The organism is Vibrio sinensis (assembly GCF_003605645.1).
Lineage (GTDB): Bacteria > Pseudomonadota > Gammaproteobacteria > Enterobacterales > Vibrionaceae > Vibrio > Vibrio sinensis.
The window spans coordinates 86,336-107,620 of sequence record NZ_QVMU01000002.1; the positions used below are offsets into that span (position 1 = coordinate 86,336).

Below are 21,285 nucleotides of genomic sequence, written 5' to 3' on the forward strand. Positions count from 1 at the left end.
TACGGTTTTTTTGTCACTAAACCGTTTAATAAAGAGATTGAAACAAGGCGAGTAGGATGAACAATCATATAGATTATTATGATGATGAAGTTAATGATTTGCATGATATTTCATATCTATTAGGCCATGCCAAATCTCAAGATGAGATGTTCAAAATTGCTATCGAGCAATCCATTCTTAAATTAAACATTGATCGAATGGCAATATTTTTGATTACCGGCGAGGATTCCGTACAAGGGACATATGGCACAGATACAGAAGGTAATGTCGTCAACGAAAGTTACTTTACTTCAACCATCAAAGAACATGCTTTTGCATGGGAAATGATTCAAGATCGTACCTATATTGGCTTCAATAAGAACACGACTTTACTTCATGACTTTGAACACGTAGGCATTGGCTGGAATGGTTATGTTACGCTCTGGGATGGTAGTGATCCTATCGGGTGGATTGCTTGTGATAATTTACTTTCCAAAGCTCCTTTAACAAACAAACAAGTCAATACATTGAAAATGCTTGGTTTTGTTGTATCGCAACATGTAGTGCGAAGCCGATACCAAGAGAAGCTGATCCGGATTAATGTTGAGTTAGAAGTCAAAACCAAACAGCTGGAATATTTAACCAGTGAATTAGAAGCAATGGCCTTTATCGATCCTTTAACTTTGGTCAAGAACCGACGTGCTCTCGATCTTTATTTAAGAGAAATATGGATTAAATCAAGCACTGAAAATAAACCCGTTTCTGTATTAATGATTGATATTGATAATTTCAAGCTACTCAATGATAGCCATGGCCACCTCGCTGGTGACCGATGCCTACAGACGATCGCGAATTTATTAAATAACCTCGTTTCTGAAAATGATCGTATTTTAGCTCGCTATGGCGGTGAGGAATTTGTTTTTGCTTTTCTCGATATCAATAAAGAAAGGCTGATTGAAATAGCCGCTCTTATTTTAGACAAAGTCAGAGATCTAAAAATCCCCCACCCTTACAACATGATTAATGACTATGTGACTGTGAGCGTTGGTGGAGCATTAATGCAACCAACACCAAACAGACAGTATCTAGAACTAGTCAAAAATGCGGATGTTGCGCTCTATAAAGCCAAAGAAGATGGTAAAAATAGATACTCTATCTTCCCTGAAAGTGATTCGTTTTAACTCCATTGAAAAGATAAACTACGAAAAAAAACTCACACAAGGTGAGCTCTTTATCCTAAATAGCATTTGCTAAGCTTGTCATCGTGTTTTTCTATCAAAGATCACTCGATTAAACCCACTTCACGGTAATACTTCTCTGCGCCAGGGTGCAAGGGTGCAGATAGACCATCTTTAATCATTTCTTCTTTTTTCAAATTAGCAAAGGCTGGGTGAAGCTTCTTAAATGTATCAAAATTCTCAAATACCGATTTAACTATCGCATACACCACATCATCAGGCACTTCGGTTGAAGAAACAAAAGTAGCACCGACACCAAATGTCGCCACATCTTCATCACTACCACGATACATACCTCCGGGAACTGTCGCTGTACGGTAATAACTATTGTCATCTACTAGTTTATCAACCGTTGGCCCTGCTACCGTGATGATTTCGCTGTCACATGAAGTCGTCGCTTCTTTTATCGCACCGCTTGGGTGGCCAACCACATAAACCATGGCATCAATATTGTTATCACAAAGTGCTTTTGATTGCTCGGATGCCTTTAACTCAGAGACCAATTTAAAATCGTCAACAGTCCAGCCATATCGATCCATGAGAACTTCCATCGTTCCTCGCTGACCAGAACCAGGGTTACCGATATTGACTCGTTTTCCTTTGAGATCTTCAAAAGTTTTAATACCGGAATCAGCTCTAGCAACAACGGTAAACGGTTCCGGGTGAATAGAGAATACGGCGCGCATCTCTTTGAATGGGCCGGCTTTCTCAAATTTACTGGTTCCATTGTAACCATGATATTGCCAATCCGACTGCGCAATACCTAAGTCCAATTCACCAGCACGAATCGTGTTGATGTTATAGATAGAACCACCAGTACTTTCTACTGAGCATCGAATGCCATGTTCATCTTTATTTTTATTCACTAAGCGGCAAATCGCCCCTCCTGTGGGATAATAAACTCCAGTAACACCACCGGTTCCTATAGTAACAAACCGATCTTGAGCTGATGCTGCTAATGGAATCCCGATTAAGGTCGCGATGGTAGCGGCCATCAATAAACTCTTTAAACGTATCATGCTTATTCCTTTTCGTTCATGCTGTGTGTCCATTATTAAAAAAGCTAAAATTACCGTAGCTAAATTATATTGGCTGAATTTGGCGTAACCCAAATGAGCTTAACTTGCTCTTATTCAATCAAGTCATGAGTTAACGCTAAGCGAAAACTCGCTGCGTCATGCCACTGAATATTAAGCCGTTCACTGACATCCTTAAGACGAGACACTTGCTCTGCGTTACTTTGCGCCAAGTGTCCGTAACTATTAAGAAGATTATTTTCAAAACCAACTCGAACATCGATACCTAAAAGCATCGCACTCACTAAACACGCTTGCTCTTGCTCTCCAAAAGCGCACATCGCACATCGCACTCGTTCATTAACAAAACGTTCAAGTTGGACATCACGTAAGTTCCAAGGCGAGGGGAGAGAGTGCTCTTGATAACGTCCAAGAACCATCAACGCATGTTGCATTTCTTTAGGCAGCACTTGCTCATGACGTAGGCGGAAATACCGTTGCACATCATGTTGGTCGTACAAAATAATTTGGCTAATGATGTTTTCTTCCACCAGCCAGTGAAAAAAGTCTCTTGCTGATTGATAGCCACTGTCATAGGGAATCAGTTCTCGCAAAGAAAATGACGCCGCTTCAGGGCGGGTTTCTCGAATCAAGCTCATTTGTTCTGTGGCTGTGTATTTCCCAACAGCTTCTGTTGTTAGTTGAACAATAATGCTATCGCCGACCGCCGCTGTTACCGCTTCCAGTAACTGTAAATTGTCATCAATAGCTAGAGTGTGTTGCCCATTTCCATCCCGTGCATGTAAATGAACCATGGCGGCTCCAGCATCACGACATGCGATCACTTCCTCTATAATTTCATGCTCACTAATAGGTAAATGAGGATGATCGTCCTTGGTTTTTCGTGCACCATTTGGCGCAACAATAACGGCCACTTTCGAATCAGATGGAAGAATTAGTGCCATGACAAAGCGGCCTCCTCTAGAGTCAGGGTGAGCTTTGTGACGAGTTCATCAATATGATGAGCTTGAATCGTAAAAGGTGGTGCGAGCAAAATGTGGTGGCCTAAAGTGCCATCTATCGTTCCAGCCATGGGATAGCACATCAATCCATTTCGCATCGCAATCTGTTTTACTTGCTTCGCAGCGAGTGTTTCAATCGCTAGTGGTTGTTTGGTTTCACGATTTTTTACCAATTCCAACCCGAGAAATAAACCTTTTCCGCGGATATCGCCAAGGTAAGGAAACTCTGCTAATGATTCACTCAGTTGCTGCTGCAATTGCCGGCCATACTGCTCAACAGCAAAGAGAAGTTGTTCATTTTCGATAGCTTGTAAAGTCGCCAATCCTGCCGCACAAGCGACAGGATGAGCCATAAAGGTATGTCCGTGTTGAAAGAAACCACTCCCTTGAGCAATAACGTTATATACATCATCACTTACAGCTAAAGCACCAATAGGTTGATAACCTGCCGCTAGCCCTTTTGCCATACAGACTAAATCAGGTTCAATTTGTTCTTGTTCAAAGGCAAACATGGTGCCGCTTCGACCAATGCCACACATCACTTCATCAAGAATCAGTAGTACATTGTATTGAGTACATATCTCTCGAATCCGTCGGAAATACCCTAATGTTGCGGGGACAGCCCCTGCCGTCGCACCCACAATCGGTTCTGCAATAAACGCCATGACGTTTTCTGCACCTAATTGCAGAATTTTCTGTTCGAGTTGATTTGCCGTTCGTAAAGAATAATCGAGTTCACTTTCATCACTAGTTTGGTCACGATAGGCATAGCATGGATCAATATGATGTGAATGAGTCAACAATGGATAATAAGGCGCTCGACGCCACTCATTCCCACCAACAGATAAAGCCCCCAACGTATTACCATGATAGCTTTGTCGACGGGCGATAAATTGCGTTTTCTGCCCTACCCCTTGTTCAACAAAATATTGTCTCGCCATTTTTAAAGCAGATTCCACAGCCTCTGAACCGCCGCTAACAAAATAAATATGGTTGAACTGAGTGGGCAAAGTGGCGCAGATTTTTTCCGCTAGCTGCTCACTCGCTGTATTAGTAAAAAAACCAGTATGAGCAAAAGGTACTTGGCTTATTTGCTCGAGCATGGCTTTTTTTACACCTTGATGATCATGACCAAGATTTGAAACTGCTGCACCACCACAGGCATCAAGGTATGTTTTTCCTGATGTATCGAACAAGTACACGCCCTCTCCCCGAGCAATTGTCGGGAGCGTTTCATGACAATGACGATGGAAGACGTTTGACATTCAAAATAAACTCGATAGCTAACACAATACCCTAATGATAGTCATCGATTTGAGTCATGTTGATATTTTAATCAATTTCAGAATCTCCCCGCTGCTGTATATACAGGTTTTCTGTTGTACTCAGATTTTCTGTTACGCTGAGATAAAACCAATAACGACGGTTTACGCTTGTGAGGGGTGAGGCGCTTAACAAACTCATACTCGCACAGTAAATTAGACATTTAGACGTCTAGACGTTGACATGGCTTATCAATGCGATTAGTCTGCTCATCATTCTTATTTTCTGTGTTATTGATCACATGTCAGATACCAAAAAAACCTCAGCTCCTATCACACCATCAGCATTGGCTCTGCTGCCATTGTTTGTCTTTCTAACATTGTTTATTGGTGTAGGTACTTATCTGACACTTCAAGGCGTCGATTTCGCTTTCTATCAGTTACCTGCACCTATCGCAGCATTACCTGCGGTTGTTGTTGCCATTTTGCTAAGTAAAGACTCGCTAAATCGCTCCATTGAACACTTTATGCGTGGTGTTGGACACCCTGACATTATCGCTATGTGTATGATTTATTTGCTTGCTGGAGCATTTGCTGCGGTCGCTAAAGCGTCTGGTGGCGTTGATGCTACGGTAAACCTAGGCCTAGCGGCTATTCCAACCAGCATGATTTTGCCGGGGATCTTTCTTATCTCGGCGTTTATCGCAACCGCAATGGGTACCTCAATGGGTACCATCGCAGCCGTTGCGCCTGTCGCTCTAGGTATTGCTGAGTCAGCGGGAATGAGCTTACCTTTGACAGCGGGTGTGGTACTAAGTGGTGCGATGTTTGGTGACAACCTTTCTATCATCTCAGATACAACCATTGCTGCTACGCGCTCTCAAGGCTGCGAGATGAAAGATAAATTCCGTGAAAACGTACGTATCGCCATTCCTGCCGCACTATTTGCATTAGTGATCTTTGCATTCAATAGTACGGCGACTCAAATGCCTGAAACAGGACCGATTGAGTGGTTAAAAGTACTTCCTTACGTAACGATTTTGATCCTTGCGGTTTCAGGGATGAATGTATTTGTTGTGCTCTCTATCGGTATTCTTCTAGCAGGCGGAGTGAGCTTAACCTCAATCGACAACTATGCTTTAACCGATTTTGGTAAAGACATTTACGCAGGTTTTGGCAACATGCAAGAAATCTTCTTATTATCAATGCTGATTGGTGGTTTGAGTGAATTGATGCGTCGCCAAGGTGGCCTAGTCTTTTTGACGAATTTGGTCAGCCGTATTATTCGTATTTTCAGTTCAACGCATTCTAAACAAGCAAATGGTCGCGCAAGTGAACTAGGCATTGCTAGCTTAGTCACCATGGTGAACGCTTGTACGGCAAACAACACGGTCGCGATTATTGTTTCAGGTAGTGTCGCTCGTGAAATCGCCGAAGAAAACAGTGTGACGCCACGTCGTTCTGCAAGCTTGCTGGATATTTTCTCTTGTGTCATTCAAGGTACATTACCTTATGGTGCGCAGGTGCTCTTGCTTGGTTCAGTCTTCAATCTGTCACCACTCGATGTGGTTGCGAACTCTTACTACTGTTTCTCGTTGGCGATTGCAGCGATTGTTGCTGTGTTCTTAAAGCACCCAACACGTAAAGCTACCCCACAAACGGATGCCGCACTGTAATTAAACCATTGTAAAAGAAAGTTGAATCGCTATAAAAAAATCGCGATTCATCCATCGTTCTAAAGGAGTTCAATCATGAGCTCCTTTTAATTTTTCACCGCACCTTACAAAGGCCTATCACAACTCGATTCCATCAAAGGGCTCATCTTGATCAGCATTTATCTAGCTGAAAACGAGGATTACTGCACATAAATTCCACAAACCATAACTGGCTTAGCTACAATATTGAAAATAGAATCACTATGATGAGGCATTCAATTAGACCGTTTTCTCCTAAAGTTGAAACTATGGAAGACGCTAAATTCAGCCTCTTGAAGTCACTTGGATATAACTTCGAATTTCAATCCATTCACATCAAGTTGACAAATATTAGCTCAGTGTCATTTTTCACCTATCTAAGCACAGTTGAATTGACGCTTAATGGGAAGAGGTGTATCTAAAACCTCTCATTCAAAGCTTGCTCGAGGAACCCCTTTTGCAACACATCAATCATTTACTCACTGCGATGACACCGCTACTGGAACAGTACGGCTACCTTGCTCTCGTTATTAGTATTTTTCTCGAAGGCATTGGTGTACCCATGCCTGGTCAATCTTTGATGATCGCAGCGTCTATTCTCTCTTCTCAACATGTAATGAATCTAAGTATGGTGATGTTGGCATCATGGTTAGCCTGCTTTATTGGCAATACATGTGGTTACTTGATTGGCTACCACTTTGAAGGCTGGCTCGATAAGAAAGGCTATGTCTCCGGTTCAAAGATGCAAAAACTACAAACGACCATTCAGAAATATGGCCCCGCATGTTTAATCGTTAGCCGCTTCGTTGAGGGGATGAAACAATTTATGCCACTGGCATGTGGCATAGCCAAAATGCCACGAAATGAATTTCTGATTGGCAATGCTCTTGCGACGACCATTTGGGTTTTAGTTTTTAGCCTACTCACCAACTTTGCGTTCGAGCATCTTCATCAGTTAAGTACTTTCTATACTCACCATCAACTTGGTATATGGTTAGTTGCCGCAATGCTTTTTACCGTGTTCCTATTTGCTTTCGTCTGGAAGAGAAAGAGCACTTCCAAAAGCAGCTAGTCGATTTCCAAATGACGAGTGCGTCCAAACATTCGGCTCTTCTTAGTAGGTAACGTACTGATATGACTTGAGAGTGATATGGTATCGCGACCACACTATTTATTACTGTTAGTGCATGAAGATAAGATTCTGCGATAATATGCGAGTGAAGCGTGCTTTGCTTTAAGTAAAAGCTAAGCACTCTCCCCCATTTTAGTAGCATAGTTTCAGCGACATCGTTCCAGTAAAATTTTACCCAGATGCTTAAATGCCCAGATACTTAGATACTTAGATACTTAGATACTTAGATAAGGACTGTTCGTGCAGTACGTAAAAATAAAAGACGCGATTGTCGAACAAATAGAAACCGGGATGTTGTCACCGAGACAGAAGCTCCCTGCCGAACGTAAACTCGCAGAGTCATTTGATACTACACGTGTCACACTACGCGAAGCTTTGTCACTTTTAGAGGCTGATGGGCGCATTTATCGTGAAGATCGCCGAGGATGGTTCATTTCCCCAACACCTTTATGCTATGACCCGAGTCTCCCGTTAAACTTTGCCACCATGGCAACCACGCAAAATCGAAAACCACAGACACAACTGCTCGCCGCGAAAAATACGATTGCAAATAAGCAAGCCACTCAACAACTTCAGTTGCCGCCCTTTTCCGATGTCATACGTATTGACCGAGTTCGCTATCTAGAAGAAAGACCGGTTGCTTACGTTACTCACTACGTACGTCCAACCGTGTGCCCAAATTTACTCGATTTCGATCTTAATGGTTCACTGACCGATATCTACCGAGACCACTTTGGTGTGCAATATCAAAAAGTACACTATCGGATGAGTACCAGTTCAATACTCGGTGAAACGGCTCAAGCCCTGCGAGCAACGTCAGGAACTCCTGCAATGATGATCGAACGAATTACCTATGATGACAATAATGAACGAATTGACTACAGCGTCGAGTGCTGGCGTCACGATGCCATTCGTGTGGAATCCATGGTCGAGTTGCGTAATGCCGATCCTGCCTCCAGATAACTTCGTCTATTTCGCGGAATTCACACATACTTTTGATAAAACTTTGCGATAAAAAAACAGTTTTAATAACTAAATGCTATTTGAAAATTCAAATTTATTGCTCATATCACTTTCATATCCACATTAAACAGCCGAAATAATACGGAATTTAAGCTAAGCAATATTTATTCCTAATAATATTTAAATAAGTAAACAGCCTTTCATTAAAAATCATCATGAAATATTAAAGCACTCTTGATGGTCTCTATTTTTACCTAATCTATCATTACCCTGATTAATATTTACACCATTCGATATTTATACCCAGTAACCTCAAGGTGCTAGGGTATAGGTAAACAAGGAGAACATTATGAAACGTATTATTTCACTGATTAGCTTAACGCTACTTACGACTGTCATGAGTACTGCTTCTTTTGCCGGGTTGTACCAATGGAATAAGGACAACACTAAGATCCATGGTGATATTGTTAGCAGTAAAGAAGCTGCTTATTTGATGGGGCATAATATGATCAAAGAATATAGGGATATGAGCAGTGACCAGCTCACTTCCGAACTGATTCATGCGTACCATCGTACCGATCGTGAATCGGTTTCCATCACCAATACCAAAGTGGTGGTCGATGAATTCCTACAAAGTAATGGTACTATTGCATATCAACCCGTTTTAAATGTGAGTTATAAATATCGTATTCAACAACGCAATGGTCGTTAATTAATTATTAACAGAACGTTACATCCTGTTCTATTCACATAAAATATTAGAGCCTTACTTATATTTCAACACCTATAAGTACTATTTTATTTACCCAATTAGCTGGAATAATAATTTAGCACCTATAAAAAAGGAGGATAATAATATCCTCCTTATATTTCTCTACATTCTCTAGATACGTTTATATCTCTTTTCTATGCGCTCAATGCTTGTTCTAGATCCGCCAGAATATCATCGATGTGCTCGATACCCACTGACAGACGAATCATTTCAGGACTAACTCCTGCACGTTTTTGTTCTTCATCGCTTAACTGACGGTGCGTCGTTGAAGCTGGGTGACAAGCAAGAGATTTCGCATCGCCAATGTTGACCAAGCGTTTAAATATTTGTAATGCATCATAAAAGCGTACACCAGCGTCATAGCCATCTTTCAAACCAAAAGATAGAATTGCCGATGGCTTACCTTGCATGTATTTCTCTGCCAACGGGTAATGTGGTGAAGTAGGCAAACCTGCATAACTCACCCAGCTCACTTGTTCATGTTGATTGAGAAACTCAGCCACTTTCAGCGCATTCTCAGTATGGCGCTCCATTCGAAGAGAAAGCGTTTCTAACCCTTGCATCAGCATAAACGCGTTCATTGGTGACAACGCAGAACCGGTATTACGCAATGGTACCGTACGTGCTCGACCAATAAATGCCGCATCGCCAAAGGCTTCGGTATAAACCACACCATGGTAAGACGCTTCTGGCTGATTGAATACTGGGAAGCGGTCTTTATGCTGAGCCCATGGGAACTTGCCCGAATCAACAATCACACCACCGAGTGTCGTACCATGTCCACCCACGTATTTTGTTAATGAATGCACAACGATATCTGCGCCAAACTCAATCGGCTTACACAAAACAGGCGTCGCAACCGTATTATCAACAATGACAGGCACACCCTGTGCATGAGCAAGTTCAGCAACACGTTCTAGGTCTATGATGTTCCCTGCCGGATTACCGATACTTTCGCAGTAAACCGCTTTGGTTTTTTCATCAATTAACTCCGCTAGGCTTTCTGGTTTATCATCTTTTGCAAAGCGTACTTCAATGCCTTGATTTGGCAACATATGAGCAAATAACGTGTATGTACCACCATACAGCTGAGGGGTAGAGACGATATTATCACCGATACCCGCCAAGGTTTGAATGGCATAATTGATTGCAGCACTACCCGCGCTAACTACTAAACCAGCAATCCCGCCCTCAAGAGCTGCCATACGTTTTTCTAAAACGTCATTGGTCGGATTCATGATTCGAGTATAAATATTACCGGGAACCGCAAGGTTAAAGAGATCTGCACCATGTTGAGCATCATCAAACTCGTAAGCGACGGTTTGATAAATCGGTGTAGCTACTGATTTAGTGGTTGGATCGGTTTCGTAGCCGAAGTGAATCGATAAGGTTTCATCTTTCATAAATCATCCGTGATGTTGTGAGTATACCGCTATGATAATGCCGATTTTTCCCCGGCGAAGAAACCACCAACTGCAAGAGATTTGAAATTCATCAGAGAAGTCGATTTAGGACAAGATATCTTACTGGCCCAAATATTAGTTTTTCCTTGCAGTGATAATGCCTTAACCTTTCGCATTACTTGCGGCGATTTCACTAATCAACCAACAACGAAACGCTTCTGTGCTCTCACTGGGTTCTTGTACTAACAGAAAGTAACCCGCCTGTGCTTCAATCGCATCAAATGGAGCAATGAGCTTTCCATTTTGTATCTCATCAGCAACTAAAGCTTTCCTAGCGAGAGCAATACCGACACCCGCTTCTGCGGCAGACATCGACATGTCAGTACGATTAAAAAAATGGCCATCAGCACTGTTAACTAAAACGCCATTCTGGCGTGCCCAGTATGCCCACTCATGATCCTGTGAGGCATGCTTCCAAGGCATCGCATCATGTAATAAGGTCATCGCGTTCCAATTGCTGGGAAGTGTTTTGTTCATCAACCAAGGATGCTGCTCAACATAGTGCGGACTAGCAACAGCGATCAACTGCTCGGTCATTAATAGCTCCGCCTTCTGATTAGAATAAGTCAGTGGTCCATAATCGATCGCAATATCAAAATCGCCTTTGTCACTATCGACCAAGGCGCCCTCAGCAAATGTTTGAATCTGAATATCAGGATGTAAGCGTTGAAACTGATCGAGCCTAGGCACTAACCATTTAAAAGCAAATGATGGGGTTAACTTCAAACGAATCGATTGTGTCGATGAAGAAGCACAATGCTGCTCGACTACATTTGAAATTGAAGTAAATAATGGCGAAAGTTCAGAAACTAACTGCTGCCCACGTTGTGTTAAGCGGATCCCACGGGAGTGGCGTTCAAATACACTAAAGCCTAACTGCTGCTCGGTAGCTAACAACTGCTGGCTCAATGCGCCTGTTGTCAGGTGTAAAGAACGGGAGGCTCGGCTCAGACTCGTATAGTTACTGAGTAAACAAATCAGTTTTAAACCTGACAACATCGAGTTATTCATCTTATTCCTAGCTAAAAAATACTCATCCACACCCGCGCACTATCGCTTTGCGGTTTTAGTTTTACTAAACGCTGCTATCAATTTAAATCGATTGTTAACCACATGTAAATGAAATTATTCTTGGCGACTCTAAAAGTGAGAGGCGTTCAAATGAAAATAGCAGTATTAGGAAGTGGAGTTATTGGGGTGACATCCGCTTGGTATCTTTCTCAACTAGGCCATGATGTGACTGTCATTGATCGGCAACATCAGGTCGCTGAAGAAACCAGTTTTGCTAATGCTGGGCAAATATCCTATGGCTATTCCTCCCCTTGGGCTGCGCCGGGCATTCCAACCAAAGCCCTCGGTTGGTTGTTTTCCAAGCATGCACCACTAAAAATAAAACCCTCTCTTAGCCCAGAGCTACTTAGCTGGGTGTCTAAGATGTTGGTTAACTGTCAAGCGACACATTATAAGAACAATAAATCACGTATGTTACGACTTGCGATGCATAGCCAGCAGTGCTTAAGTGAGCTTCGCAATACACTCCCTCTTGATTATCAAGGCCGACAGAAAGGCACTTTACAATTATTTCGTACCCCGCAGCAGCTCAAGGCGATAGAAAAAGATCTGCGTTTATTAGAGCAAAGTGGTACACGCCACCAAATGTTAGACGTGGCTCAATGTATCAAGCAAGAGCCGGGTTTATTGCCCGTCGAAGACAAAATAATTGGCGGACTGCATCTACCGGAAGATGAAACTGGCGACTGTTATTTATTTACCCAACAACTCGCACAACATGCTAAGCGGGCCGGCGTTAAATTCATGTTCAATACCCATATTCAAGGGTTAAAGCATCATGACGACACAATTTACGCAGTACAGACGGATCAAGGCGATGTTGAAGCGGACGCATTTGTTGTTGCTCTTGGAAGCTACTCACCCCAATTACTGCGCCCCTTAAATCTCGATCTTCCGATTTATCCAGTGAAAGGTTACTCACTCACCTTACCGATTATTAACCCAGATTTTGCACCTCAATCAACGATTATGGATGAAACCTATAAGGTCGCTCTCACTCGTTTCGACGACCGTATTCGCGTCGCGGGTACTGCCGAATTAGCTGGATTTGATCACTCTTTACCCGATAAACGCTTAGCAACCATCAAACACGTCGTTCAGGATTTATTTCCCAACGGTGTTAACTTTGAACAAGCCGAATATTGGACTGGCTTTCGTCCTATGACCCCCGATGGGACACCGATTGTAGGCAAAACATCGTTTTCAAATCTTTATACGAATACGGGACATGGCACCTTGGGGTGGACAATGGCGTGTGGCTCTGCGCAGTTGCTAGCGGATGTGGTAACGCAGTGTCAGCCCGTCGTAACCCAACATGATGAATTTAATCTGTCACGTTACACACACTGATCCACCTCCCAACAACATTTTATATGGTGGTATCCCGTTCATACAGAGAACTTACCACCTTTATTAGTTTGAATTTAAATGCATTACTCATGAATTAATTGATCATTTTCGTTTAAAACACCAAATGAAATTAATTTAATAAACATTTAAACCAGTGCAATTAAAAACAACAGCATTTTGTGCTCACCATCACGACATTTGAACTCAAAAGATACTTTATTTAACAATTAACTTACATAAAGGTTAATATTTCACCCACATTACAAACACAACAACAGCAACAGGGAAAAACGCTTATGCAGTCTTTCGTTGATTTTATGAATGGAATCATTTGGAGCCCAGCGCTCATCTACCTATGTTTAGGTGCAGGTTTGTTCTATTCCATCACGACTCGATTCGTTCAAATCCGTCACTTTTTCGAAATGTGGCGCCTACTTTTATCTGGAAAAAGCTCGAGCAAGGGTATTTCCTCGTTCCAAGCACTTGCCGTTTCTCTATCTGGCCGTGTAGGTACAGGTAATATCGCTGGTGTTGCTGCCGCAATCGGATTTGGTGGCCCTGGTGCTATTTTCTGGATGTGGACCGTCGCATTTTTCGGTGCGGCTACGGCGTATGCTGAATCAACTCTGGCTCAAATCTACAAAGAAGAAGATGACGGCCAATTCCGCGGTGGTCCAGCTTATTACATTGAAAAAGCGATGGGACAAAAGTGGTATGCGTGGATATTTGCTATCGCGACAATCTTTGCATGTGGTGTCTTACTTCCTGGCGTTCAGTCCAATAGTATCGGTAATGCGGTTGAAGCTGCATTTGGTACTGGCGATATGATCGAAACGGCTATCGGTACATTCAGTTTTGCTAAAATCCTTACCGGTACCGTTATTTGTATTATCCTAGCCTTTATCATTTTTGGTGGTGTAAAGCGTATTGCTAGCTTTACTCAGGTTGTCGTGCCTTTCATGGCTCTAGCTTACATCATTACTGCGTTTATCATCATCCTACTGAATATCGGTGAAATACCACGTATCATCGGAATGATCCTCGATGACGCATTCACGCCTATGGCTGGATTTGGTGCCGCGATTGGTTGGGGTGTGAAACGTGGAGTCTACTCAAATGAAGCGGGTCAAGGTACAGGTCCACATGCAGCTGCAGCAGCTAATGTGGATCACCCAGCCCAGCAAGGCCTCGTACAATCTTTTTCTATCTATATCGATACATTACTCGTTTGTTCTGCGACAGCATTTATGATTTTAATCACAGGTGCATACAATGTTCAGGGAGTAATGGAAGGTGCATTCTTGGTTCAAAACCTGCCACCTGAAATCGGTGCGAATGGCCCTGTATTTACACAGCTTGCGATTGAAAGTGCCCTACCTGGTGTCGGTAAACCATTTATCGCCCTAGCACTATTCTTCTTCTCATTTACCACTATTTTGGCTTACTACTACATTGCTGAAACTAACATTGCGTACATTCGCCGTACATTCAAAGTGAATGGCATGATGTTTATTCTTAAGCTCGTGTTGATTTCAGCCGTCTTTTACGGCGCAGTAAAAACAGCTGATTTAGCTTGGGCAATGGGTGATGTTGGTGTGGGCTTGATGGCTTGGCTAAACATCGTCGGTATCCTAATTATTTTCTTCATGTCGAAGCCTGCACTAAAAGCACTAGCTGATTACGAAGAACAACAAAAACGTGGTGTGACGGAGTTTATTTTCAACCCGGTAAAACTAGGGATTAAAGGTGCGGATTACTGGGAACAGAAATACAAACGTAAGACCGGTAACGAACCTAAAGAAGAAGAAGAAAAAACCAACATCGTCGAACAGCCATCCGCTTAAATAATAAAGCAGTGGTTCTAATGTCTAATTTAGATTTCAACGATTAGGCACAAAGATAAAGAAAAGGGTTAGCTATTGGCTAACCCTTTTCTTTTCATCGTATAACGAACAATAGAGCGATTAAGCTGCTACTTGTTCAGCTGCAACGATTGGCTTGATACGCTTTTCGCCAACAGGCAGTACTACGCGACCGAATTCATTGTTAAGAACTTGAGCCATTGCGAAGTAGATTGCACTTGCGCCACAGAAGATACCTTCGATACCAGCAATAGTACCGATTACAGTGCTACCAGTGAAATCGCGAGCAGCTAGCAGGAAGAATAGGATAGTTAGAGAACCAAACACTACTTGCTTCGCTGTTGGGTAGCATAGTGAACCAATGAACATGAAACCAGTGAAGATACCCCATAATGTTAGGTACCAACCCATGAAGCTGTGTGGGCTTGGTTCTAGACCCATTTTAGGCATTACTAGCAAACCAACAAGAGTTAGCCAGAATAGACCGTAGGAGGTAAACGCTGTTGTACCAAACGTATCACCACGCTTAAAGCACATCATACCTACAAGCACTTGACCTAGGCCACCGTAGAAGATGCCCATAGCCAGAATCATAGAGTCAATTGGGAAAAAGCCTGCGTTATGGATGTTTAGCAGGATGGTTGTCATACCGAAGCCCATTAGACCTAATGGTGCTGGGTTAGCCAGTTTTGTAGACATTGGGGTGTACCTTTTCAAAAAATGTGATAAAAATTACGCGCAGATTTTAAGGGTGGTCAGAATAAACACAACAGCAATTGACTGAAAACTTATATTACATAAATAAACACTTAGTCATATAGACAGGAAAGTGTCGACATTTTTCACGAAAAGCCAATAAACCAACAAGAAAAACCCAGTAAAATTTCAACCTCCCACCCCAGCATTTGCGCGTAAAAACAGCAACTTCCACCCAAATTGCTAACAAAATATACAAAAAAACCAGCCCGAAGGCTGGCTTTACTATTTTAATTTTTACGTCAAATACGCAAACTCATTCCCAAAATAGTTGGAGTTGCAACTAGGCGACAAGCCATTTCAGCCCAATGAGCATAGGTTTACTATGTGATTAGGATGAAATGGATAAATCAACAACGTTGCTACTTCAAATATGACAGGAATATTATTCCCATTCGATCGTCGCTGGTGGCTTACCTGAAATATCGTAAACCACACGTGAGATACCGTTAACTTCGTTAATGATACGGTTAGAAACCTTACCTAGGAAGTCGTATGGTAGGTGCGCCCAGTGAGCAGTCATAAAGTCGATAGTTTCTACCGCACGTAGCGATACAACCCAATCGTATTTACGGCCATCACCCATTACGCCTACAGAGCGTACTGGTAGGAACACGGTGAATGCTTGTGATACTTTGTTGTAAAGATCTGCAGCATGAAGCTCTTCAATGAAGATAGCATCAGCGCGACGTAGCAAGTCACAGTATTCTTTTTTCACTTCACCAAGAACACGAACGCCAAGGCCTGGTCCTGGGAATGGGTGGCGGTAAAGCATGTTGTAAGGTAGGCCAAGTTCTAGACCAATCTTACGTACTTCATCTTTAAATAGCTCACGTAGTGGCTCAACCAAGCCCATTTCCATATCGTCTGGCAATCCGCCTACGTTATGGTGAGATTTGATCACATGTGCTTTGCCTGTTTTAGACGCAGCTGATTCGATAACGTCTGGGTAGATCGTACCTTGTGCTAACCATTTAGCGTTAGTCAGTTTCTTCGACTCTTCATCAAAGATATCTACGAATACGTGACCGATGATCTTACGTTTCGTTTCAGGATCTGACTCGCCTTCTAGCGCTTTAAGGAAGCGCTCTTCTGCGTCAACTTTGATGATGTTTAGACCAAATTGGTCACCAAACATTTCCATCACTTGTTGGCCTTCGTTTAAACGAAGTAGACCGTTATCAACAAATACGCACGTTAGTTTGTCGCCGATTGCACGGTGTGCAAGCATTGCAACAACAGAAGAGTCAACACCGCCAGATAGACCAAGGATTACTTCGTCATCGCCCACTTGCTCTTTAATACGAGCAACAGCATCTTCAATGATAGATTCAGAAGTCCATAGACGCTCACAACCACATACATTTAGTACGAAGTTTTCTAGCATTTTAAGGCCGTTTTTAGTGTGCGTTACTTCTGGGTGGAACTGAACGCCGTAGTATTTTTTCTCTTCATTCGCCATCGCTGCGTACGGACAAGTATCCGTTTGAGCAATTTTGGTAAAATCGGCTGGAATTTCAACGACTTTATCGCCGTGACTCATCCAAACATCTTGTGTAACTTCAAGGTCTGCAAAAAGTGCTGATTCACCTGTCAATTTCACTGCTGCGTAGCCGAATTCACGCTCATCAGAACCAGCAACTTTACCACCTAGTTGCTCAGCCATGGTTTGCATGCCGTAACATACACCGAAGACTGGAACACCTGAATCAAATACATATTGAGGTGCACGTGGAGAATTCGCTTCAGTTACACTTTCAGGGCCACCAGAAAGGATGATGCCGTCTGGATTGAATTCACGAATATCCGCTTCTTCTACATCCCAGCTCCAAAGTTCACAGTAAACGCCAATTTCGCGTACACGGCGTGCTACTAACTGAGTGTATTGAGAACCGAAGTCCAGAATCAGAATACGTTGGTCATGAATATTTTTAGTCATTTTAGGCAATCTTATCGTTAACCTCAGCTAAGCGGTATCGCTTGAGAAGACCCACATTATATGGATGTTCTATCCTGAGCTAAGGTTATAGGTTATGAAATCGAGGCGAGTTTACCCGCCTCTTATCAATGCTTCAAGGAAAAAAGCAAACGTTTACGTCATGGTTCTTTGGCTAAGTAAAGATTAACCGCGACGGTAGTTTGGTGCTTCCTTAGTGATCTGAACGTCGTGTACGTGTGATTCAGCCATGCCCGCACCAGAGATACGAACAAATTCTGCTTTAGTACGCATAACTTCGATCGTTGCTGAGCCAGTTAGACCCATGCTTGAACGAAGACCCCCCATTTGTTGGTGAACGATCTCTTTCAGGTGACCTTTGTATGCGATACGACCTTCAATACCCTCTGGAACCAGCTTGTCTGCTGCGTTGTCAGATTGGAAGTAACGATCTGAAGAACCTTGAGACATTGCACCTAATGAGCCCATGCCACGGTAAGATTTGTATGAACGACCATTGAAAAGAATCACTTCGCCCGGTGCTTCTTCAGTACCTGCGAACATTGAACCAACCATCACACATGATGCGCCAGCTGCGATTGCTTTACAGATATCGCCAGAGAAACGGATACCACCATCAGCGATAACTGGGATACCGTATTGATCTGCTACTTCAACCGCATCAGCAATAGCAGTAACTTGTGGAACACCTACGCCAGTTACGATACGAGTAGTACAGATTGAACCAGGGCCGATACCCACTTTTACAGCGCTTACACCAGCTTCGATAAGAGCTTTAGCGCCCGCACCAGTTGCTACGTTGCCGCCAATGATGTCTAGATCAGGGAATGCTGCGCGCGTTTCGCGAATACGGTTAAGAACACCCTCAGAATGACCGTGAGAAGAGTCGATAAGTAGTACGTCCACACCCGCTTCAACAAGTGCTCTAACACGCTCTTCGTTACCAGCACCTGCACCAACTGCGGCACCAACACGTAAGCGACCTTGCGCATCTTTACACGCGTTTGGTTTCGTTTCTGCTTTATGGAAATCTTTTGCTGTAATCATACCAGTCAGTTGGAACTCATCGTTCACGACCAATACTTTTTCAACACGTGCACTGTGCATCTTCTCTTGAACTTCTTCACGAGATGCACCCTCTTTTACTGAAGCTAAGCGCTCTTTAGGCGTCATAACTGCATTAACTTTCTTAGTTAAGTCAGTTACAAAACGTACGTCACGACCAGTGATGATACCAACAAGCTCATTGCTTTCAGTAACAACTGGGAAACCAGCAAAGCCATGTTTCTTAGTTAATTCAACAACATCAGCAATCGTTGCATCAGGATGTACAGTAACAGGAGCTGAAACCACACCAGCTTCAAAGATTTTCACTAAGTGAACTTGCTCTGCTTGCTGTTCGATAGACATATTCTTGTGGATGAAACCAATGCCGCCTTCTTGTGCAAGTGCAATTGCAAGGCGCGCTTCAGTTACTGTGTCCATAGACGCAGAAATCATTGGGATGTTCAGAGAAATGTTTTTCGTCAGCTGGGTGCGAAGATCAGCTGTATTTGGGAGAACAGTGGAGTGAGCTGGCACGAGTAGTACGTCATCGAATGTCAGCGCTTCTTTGGCAATTCTTAGCATTTGCAATATCTCACAATTAGAGGAGTAAAAAAAAGTAATCCGGTCTCATCGTTTCGCATAATGAGGGTAGCGAGTTGTTTAAACTAAGCTACATTTGGATTAGATATTGCGGTGGGATTATACGGTCAACAGATACGCTTGACCACAAATTTTTTTAATTTTTTTCTTGCATTTACCCCCTTGCTATGTATTATATTGCCGCTAACTTCCATACTCACGCCCACGGAAATTAGCTGTGTCATCTCTGACCAATCAAAACATCTTCACCGTTTCTCGTCTCAATGCAGAAGTTCGCTTATTACTCGAAAACGAAATGGGGATTGTTTGGCTCATGGGTGAGATTTCAAACTTCTCTGCCCCTGTCTCCGGACACTGGTATCTCACGCTAAAAGATTCCCGCGCTCAAGTTAAATGTGCCATGTTCCGTGGCAATAATCATCGTGTTACGTTCAAGCCTCAAAATGGCAATCAAGTGTTAGTTAAAGCTCGTCTATCACTTTATGAACCACGCGGTGACTATCAATTAATCATTGAAAGTATGCAACCTGAGGGTGATGGTCGACTTCAGCAACAGTTTGACGAACTGAAAATGAAGTTAGCTGGAGAGGGACTATTTGCTCAAACCAACAAGAAATTGTTACCGGAGCACCCAAAGTGTGTCGGAGTCATTACCTCTAAAACAGGCGCTGCTCTATTTGATATTCTTGATGTCCTGAAACGACGTGACCCATCATTGCCAGTCATCATCTACCCTACTTTGGTTCAAGGTGAAGATGCGGCAATTCAAATTGCGCAAGCAATTGGCCGAGCAAACACTCGAAATGAGTGTGATGTTCTGATTGTTGGTCGTGGCGGTGGTTCATTAGAAGACTTATGGTGCTTCAACAATGAAATCGTTGCTCGCACTATTGCCGCGAGTCAAATTCCGATTATTAGTGCTGTCGGTCATGAGATCGACGTGACGATCGCCGATTTTGTTGCGGATATGCGTGCACCAACCCCTTCCGCGGCTGCTGAATTGGTCAGCCGTGATAACAGCCATAAAGCGCAATCTATTGGTCACTACCAGCAGAAATTATTTAGTGCTATTCGCTATTATCTTGCAGAGCAGAAACAACACAACGTCGCGCTTTTGCACCGACTAGAACGTCACCATCCTCGCCATCAATTGCAGCGTCAAAATCAACAACTCGATGAATTACAATTGAATCTCGAACGAGCGATGAACCGCTATGTGGCTCGCCATCAACAAAAGTTAGAGCGCCAGCAGTATAAACTTCAGCTCCATTCCCCGGTCAGCAAACTAGCTGAGCGTAAGGTAAGCCTATCTCGCTTAGAGCAGAAGTTACTTGATGCAATGGATCGAAAATTACTCAAGACTCGTCATCAGTTGGCACTTGCCGCTGAGAAACTGGATACGGTCAGTCCGTTAGCGACTCTTAAACGTGGTTATTCAATTAGCCAGACAGAGCAAGGCAAGATCATCACTAACGCTTCTGAGGTAAAAACGGGCGATACCATGATCACCCGCTTATCAACTGGCGAAGTTCACTCCACCGTTCTCTAAATATACGAGCACCATCACCTAGTGATGGTTCATTTCAGTCACTATGCCTGTTTTTGAAATTCAAAACGTACTTTTGACTTTGATTTAAGTTCATTGCAGTGGTTACAGAAATAGTTAGCTGCACCACAAGCTTGTAGCTTTTCAAGCTCAGCCTCACAATCAGGACAATATCCTGTTTTCTTGTAATCTACATTACAATCTTCGCAATGATAGTGTCCATTCCAAATCAACTCGTTTCCACAGCTTGGACATGAGTTTTCGTTCATTTTTCTCTCGTCACTCCATTTATCGTTATCATATTCATGATGACCCATTAAATTTTCGAGTATGTTACTCAATCCACACTGAGCAGTATTGATCTTTATCACAACGCTGCTACGTGATATTCCTATGTTCAATGCTTTCCGATAGCATGATTAAAAGGCAAAAGATCAACTGCGGATCTTCCGCTAAATCCAATTTGATCAGCGATCAGCCTATAAAAGAATATTTATATCACCACACACCGAAAGCATAAGTTACATATGCTGTATATGGATTTTAAACAGATTA

The 21,285-nt window shown here is 42.8% G+C and carries 17 protein-coding genes; 8 read left to right on the forward strand and 9 right to left on the reverse strand.

The window, feature by feature from the left end; all coding sequences use genetic code 11:
• The first annotated feature begins 56 nt into the window (after positions 1-56).
• Positions 57-1,160 (forward strand): diguanylate cyclase, encoded by a 1,104-nt coding sequence (locus tag DZ860_RS03940; RefSeq protein WP_120029628.1) that lies wholly within the window; start codon positions 57-59, stop codon positions 1,158-1,160.
• Positions 1,161-1,261: 101 nt separating this feature from the next.
• Here the strand turns inward: DZ860_RS03940 and DZ860_RS03945 are convergent, their stop codons facing one another.
• The 3 genes from DZ860_RS03945 to DZ860_RS03955 all read right to left on the reverse strand — a co-directional run bounded on the left by DZ860_RS03945 (position 1,262) and on the right by DZ860_RS03955 (position 4,520).
• Positions 1,262-2,236: a TAXI family TRAP transporter solute-binding subunit gene (locus DZ860_RS03945; RefSeq protein WP_120029629.1), complete on the reverse strand. Its 975-nt coding sequence runs from the start codon at positions 2,234-2,236 to the stop codon at positions 1,262-1,264.
• 110 nt (positions 2,237-2,346) lie between these two features.
• Positions 2,347-3,198, reverse strand: coding sequence for a beta-keto acid cleavage family enzyme (locus tag DZ860_RS03950; RefSeq protein WP_120029630.1), 852 nt, complete (start codon positions 3,196-3,198; stop codon positions 2,347-2,349).
• Complete coding sequence (locus DZ860_RS03955; protein ID WP_120029631.1) at positions 3,189-4,520, reverse strand: aspartate aminotransferase family protein; 1,332 nt, start codon at positions 4,518-4,520, stop codon at positions 3,189-3,191. Before DZ860_RS03955 ends, DZ860_RS03950 begins: the two co-directional genes overlap by 10 nt.
• Before the next feature lie 299 nt (positions 4,521-4,819).
• Between DZ860_RS03955 and DZ860_RS03960 the strand changes: the two genes are divergently transcribed.
• The 4 genes from DZ860_RS03960 (at position 4,820) to DZ860_RS03975 (ending at position 9,018) form a co-directional block, all read left to right on the forward strand.
• Positions 4,820-6,193, forward strand: a complete 1,374-nt coding sequence (locus DZ860_RS03960) for a Na+/H+ antiporter NhaC family protein (RefSeq protein ID WP_120029632.1) — start codon at positions 4,820-4,822, stop codon at positions 6,191-6,193.
• A gap of 475 nt (positions 6,194-6,668) precedes the next feature.
• A complete protein-coding gene (locus DZ860_RS03965; protein WP_207890598.1) occupies positions 6,669-7,283 on the forward strand; it encodes a DedA family protein in 615 nt (204 codons plus the stop codon).
• 300 nt (positions 7,284-7,583) lie between these two features.
• Positions 7,584-8,306: a phosphonate utilization transcriptional regulator PhnR gene (phnR, locus tag DZ860_RS03970; RefSeq protein ID WP_120029633.1), complete on the forward strand. Its 723-nt coding sequence runs from the start codon at positions 7,584-7,586 to the stop codon at positions 8,304-8,306.
• Positions 8,307-8,655: 349 nt separating this feature from the next.
• Positions 8,656-9,018 (forward strand): DUF3316 domain-containing protein, encoded by a 363-nt coding sequence (locus tag DZ860_RS03975; RefSeq protein WP_120029634.1) that lies wholly within the window; start codon positions 8,656-8,658, stop codon positions 9,016-9,018.
• A 194-nt stretch (positions 9,019-9,212) separates the two neighbouring features.
• Here DZ860_RS03975 and DZ860_RS03980 read toward each other — a convergent pair whose 3' ends face one another.
• Together DZ860_RS03980 and DZ860_RS03985 are read right to left on the reverse strand one after the other, a co-directional pair.
• Positions 9,213-10,481 carry an O-acetylhomoserine aminocarboxypropyltransferase/cysteine synthase family protein gene (locus tag DZ860_RS03980; protein WP_120029635.1) on the reverse strand — a complete coding sequence of 423 codons (1,269 nt, stop codon included), beginning with the start codon at positions 10,479-10,481 and terminating at the stop codon, positions 9,213-9,215.
• A 162-nt stretch (positions 10,482-10,643) separates the two neighbouring features.
• Positions 10,644-11,552: a LysR substrate-binding domain-containing protein gene (locus DZ860_RS03985; protein ID WP_120029636.1), complete on the reverse strand. Its 909-nt coding sequence runs from the start codon at positions 11,550-11,552 to the stop codon at positions 10,644-10,646.
• Positions 11,553-11,660: 108 nt separating this feature from the next.
• Here DZ860_RS03985 and DZ860_RS03990 point away from each other — a divergent pair, with 108 nt between their 5' ends.
• Complete coding sequence (locus DZ860_RS03990; RefSeq protein ID WP_120029637.1) at positions 11,661-12,962, forward strand: D-amino acid dehydrogenase; 1,302 nt, start codon at positions 11,661-11,663, stop codon at positions 12,960-12,962.
• A gap of 296 nt (positions 12,963-13,258) precedes the next feature.
• On the forward strand, positions 13,259-14,806 hold the full coding sequence (locus DZ860_RS03995; RefSeq protein WP_120029638.1) for an alanine/glycine:cation symporter family protein: 1,548 nt from the start codon (positions 13,259-13,261) through the stop codon (positions 14,804-14,806).
• A 120-nt stretch (positions 14,807-14,926) separates the two neighbouring features.
• Here the strand turns inward: DZ860_RS03995 and DZ860_RS04000 are convergent, their stop codons facing one another.
• The 3 genes from DZ860_RS04000 to guaB form a co-directional block, all read right to left on the reverse strand.
• Positions 14,927-15,523: an acetate uptake transporter gene (locus DZ860_RS04000; RefSeq protein WP_120029639.1), complete on the reverse strand. Its 597-nt coding sequence runs from the start codon at positions 15,521-15,523 to the stop codon at positions 14,927-14,929.
• A gap of 442 nt (positions 15,524-15,965) precedes the next feature.
• Complete coding sequence (guaA, locus tag DZ860_RS04005; RefSeq protein WP_120029640.1) at positions 15,966-17,519, reverse strand: glutamine-hydrolyzing GMP synthase; 1,554 nt, start codon at positions 17,517-17,519, stop codon at positions 15,966-15,968.
• A 183-nt stretch (positions 17,520-17,702) separates the two neighbouring features.
• Positions 17,703-19,166, reverse strand: coding sequence for an IMP dehydrogenase (gene guaB / locus DZ860_RS04010; protein WP_120029641.1), 1,464 nt, complete (start codon positions 19,164-19,166; stop codon positions 17,703-17,705).
• Between the two features lie 235 nt (positions 19,167-19,401).
• Here guaB and xseA point away from each other — a divergent pair, with 235 nt between their 5' ends.
• Positions 19,402-20,733, forward strand: coding sequence for an exodeoxyribonuclease VII large subunit (gene xseA / locus DZ860_RS04015; protein WP_120029642.1), 1,332 nt, complete (start codon positions 19,402-19,404; stop codon positions 20,731-20,733).
• 41 nt (positions 20,734-20,774) lie between these two features.
• On the opposite strand, the gene DZ860_RS04020 is transcribed toward xseA, so the two are convergent.
• The gene (locus tag DZ860_RS04020) at positions 20,775-20,999 is read right to left on the reverse strand and encodes a zinc ribbon domain-containing protein (protein WP_120029830.1); all 225 of its coding nucleotides are present in this window, start codon (positions 20,997-20,999) and stop codon (positions 20,775-20,777) included.
• Positions 21,000-21,285: the final 286 nt, after the last annotated feature.

What these genes read in the sequence shown, in the direction of transcription:
- DZ860_RS03975 (WP_120029634.1), top strand. Translation starts at nt 8,656, where the DNA reads ATGAAACGTATTATTTCACTGATTAGCTTAACGCTACTTACGACTGTC.
- DZ860_RS03950 (WP_120029630.1), bottom strand. Translation starts at nt 3,198, where the DNA reads ATGGCACTAATTCTTCCATCTGATTCGAAAGTGGCCGTTATTGTTGCG.
- DZ860_RS03995 (WP_120029638.1), top strand. Translation starts at nt 13,259, where the DNA reads ATGCAGTCTTTCGTTGATTTTATGAATGGAATCATTTGGAGCCCAGCG.
- DZ860_RS03990 (WP_120029637.1), top strand. Translation starts at nt 11,661, where the DNA reads ATGAAATTATTCTTGGCGACTCTAAAAGTGAGAGGCGTTCAAATGAAA.
- DZ860_RS03980 (WP_120029635.1), bottom strand. Translation starts at nt 10,481, where the DNA reads ATGAAAGATGAAACCTTATCGATTCACTTCGGCTACGAAACCGATCCA.
- DZ860_RS04000 (WP_120029639.1), bottom strand. Translation starts at nt 15,523, where the DNA reads ATGTCTACAAAACTGGCTAACCCAGCACCATTAGGTCTAATGGGCTTC.
- DZ860_RS04020 (WP_120029830.1), bottom strand. Translation starts at nt 20,999, where the DNA reads ATGAACGAAAACTCATGTCCAAGCTGTGGAAACGAGTTGATTTGGAAT.
- DZ860_RS03940 (WP_120029628.1), top strand. Translation starts at nt 57, where the DNA reads ATGAACAATCATATAGATTATTATGATGATGAAGTTAATGATTTGCAT.
- DZ860_RS03960 (WP_120029632.1), top strand. Translation starts at nt 4,820, where the DNA reads ATGTCAGATACCAAAAAAACCTCAGCTCCTATCACACCATCAGCATTG.
- DZ860_RS03945 (WP_120029629.1), bottom strand. Translation starts at nt 2,236, where the DNA reads ATGATACGTTTAAAGAGTTTATTGATGGCCGCTACCATCGCGACCTTA.
- guaA (WP_120029640.1), bottom strand. Translation starts at nt 17,519, where the DNA reads ATGACTAAAAATATTCATGACCAACGTATTCTGATTCTGGACTTCGGT.
- guaB (WP_120029641.1), bottom strand. Translation starts at nt 19,166, where the DNA reads ATGCTAAGAATTGCCAAAGAAGCGCTGACATTCGATGACGTACTACTC.
- DZ860_RS03955 (WP_120029631.1), bottom strand. Translation starts at nt 4,520, where the DNA reads ATGTCAAACGTCTTCCATCGTCATTGTCATGAAACGCTCCCGACAATT.
- DZ860_RS03985 (WP_120029636.1), bottom strand. Translation starts at nt 11,552, where the DNA reads ATGAATAACTCGATGTTGTCAGGTTTAAAACTGATTTGTTTACTCAGT.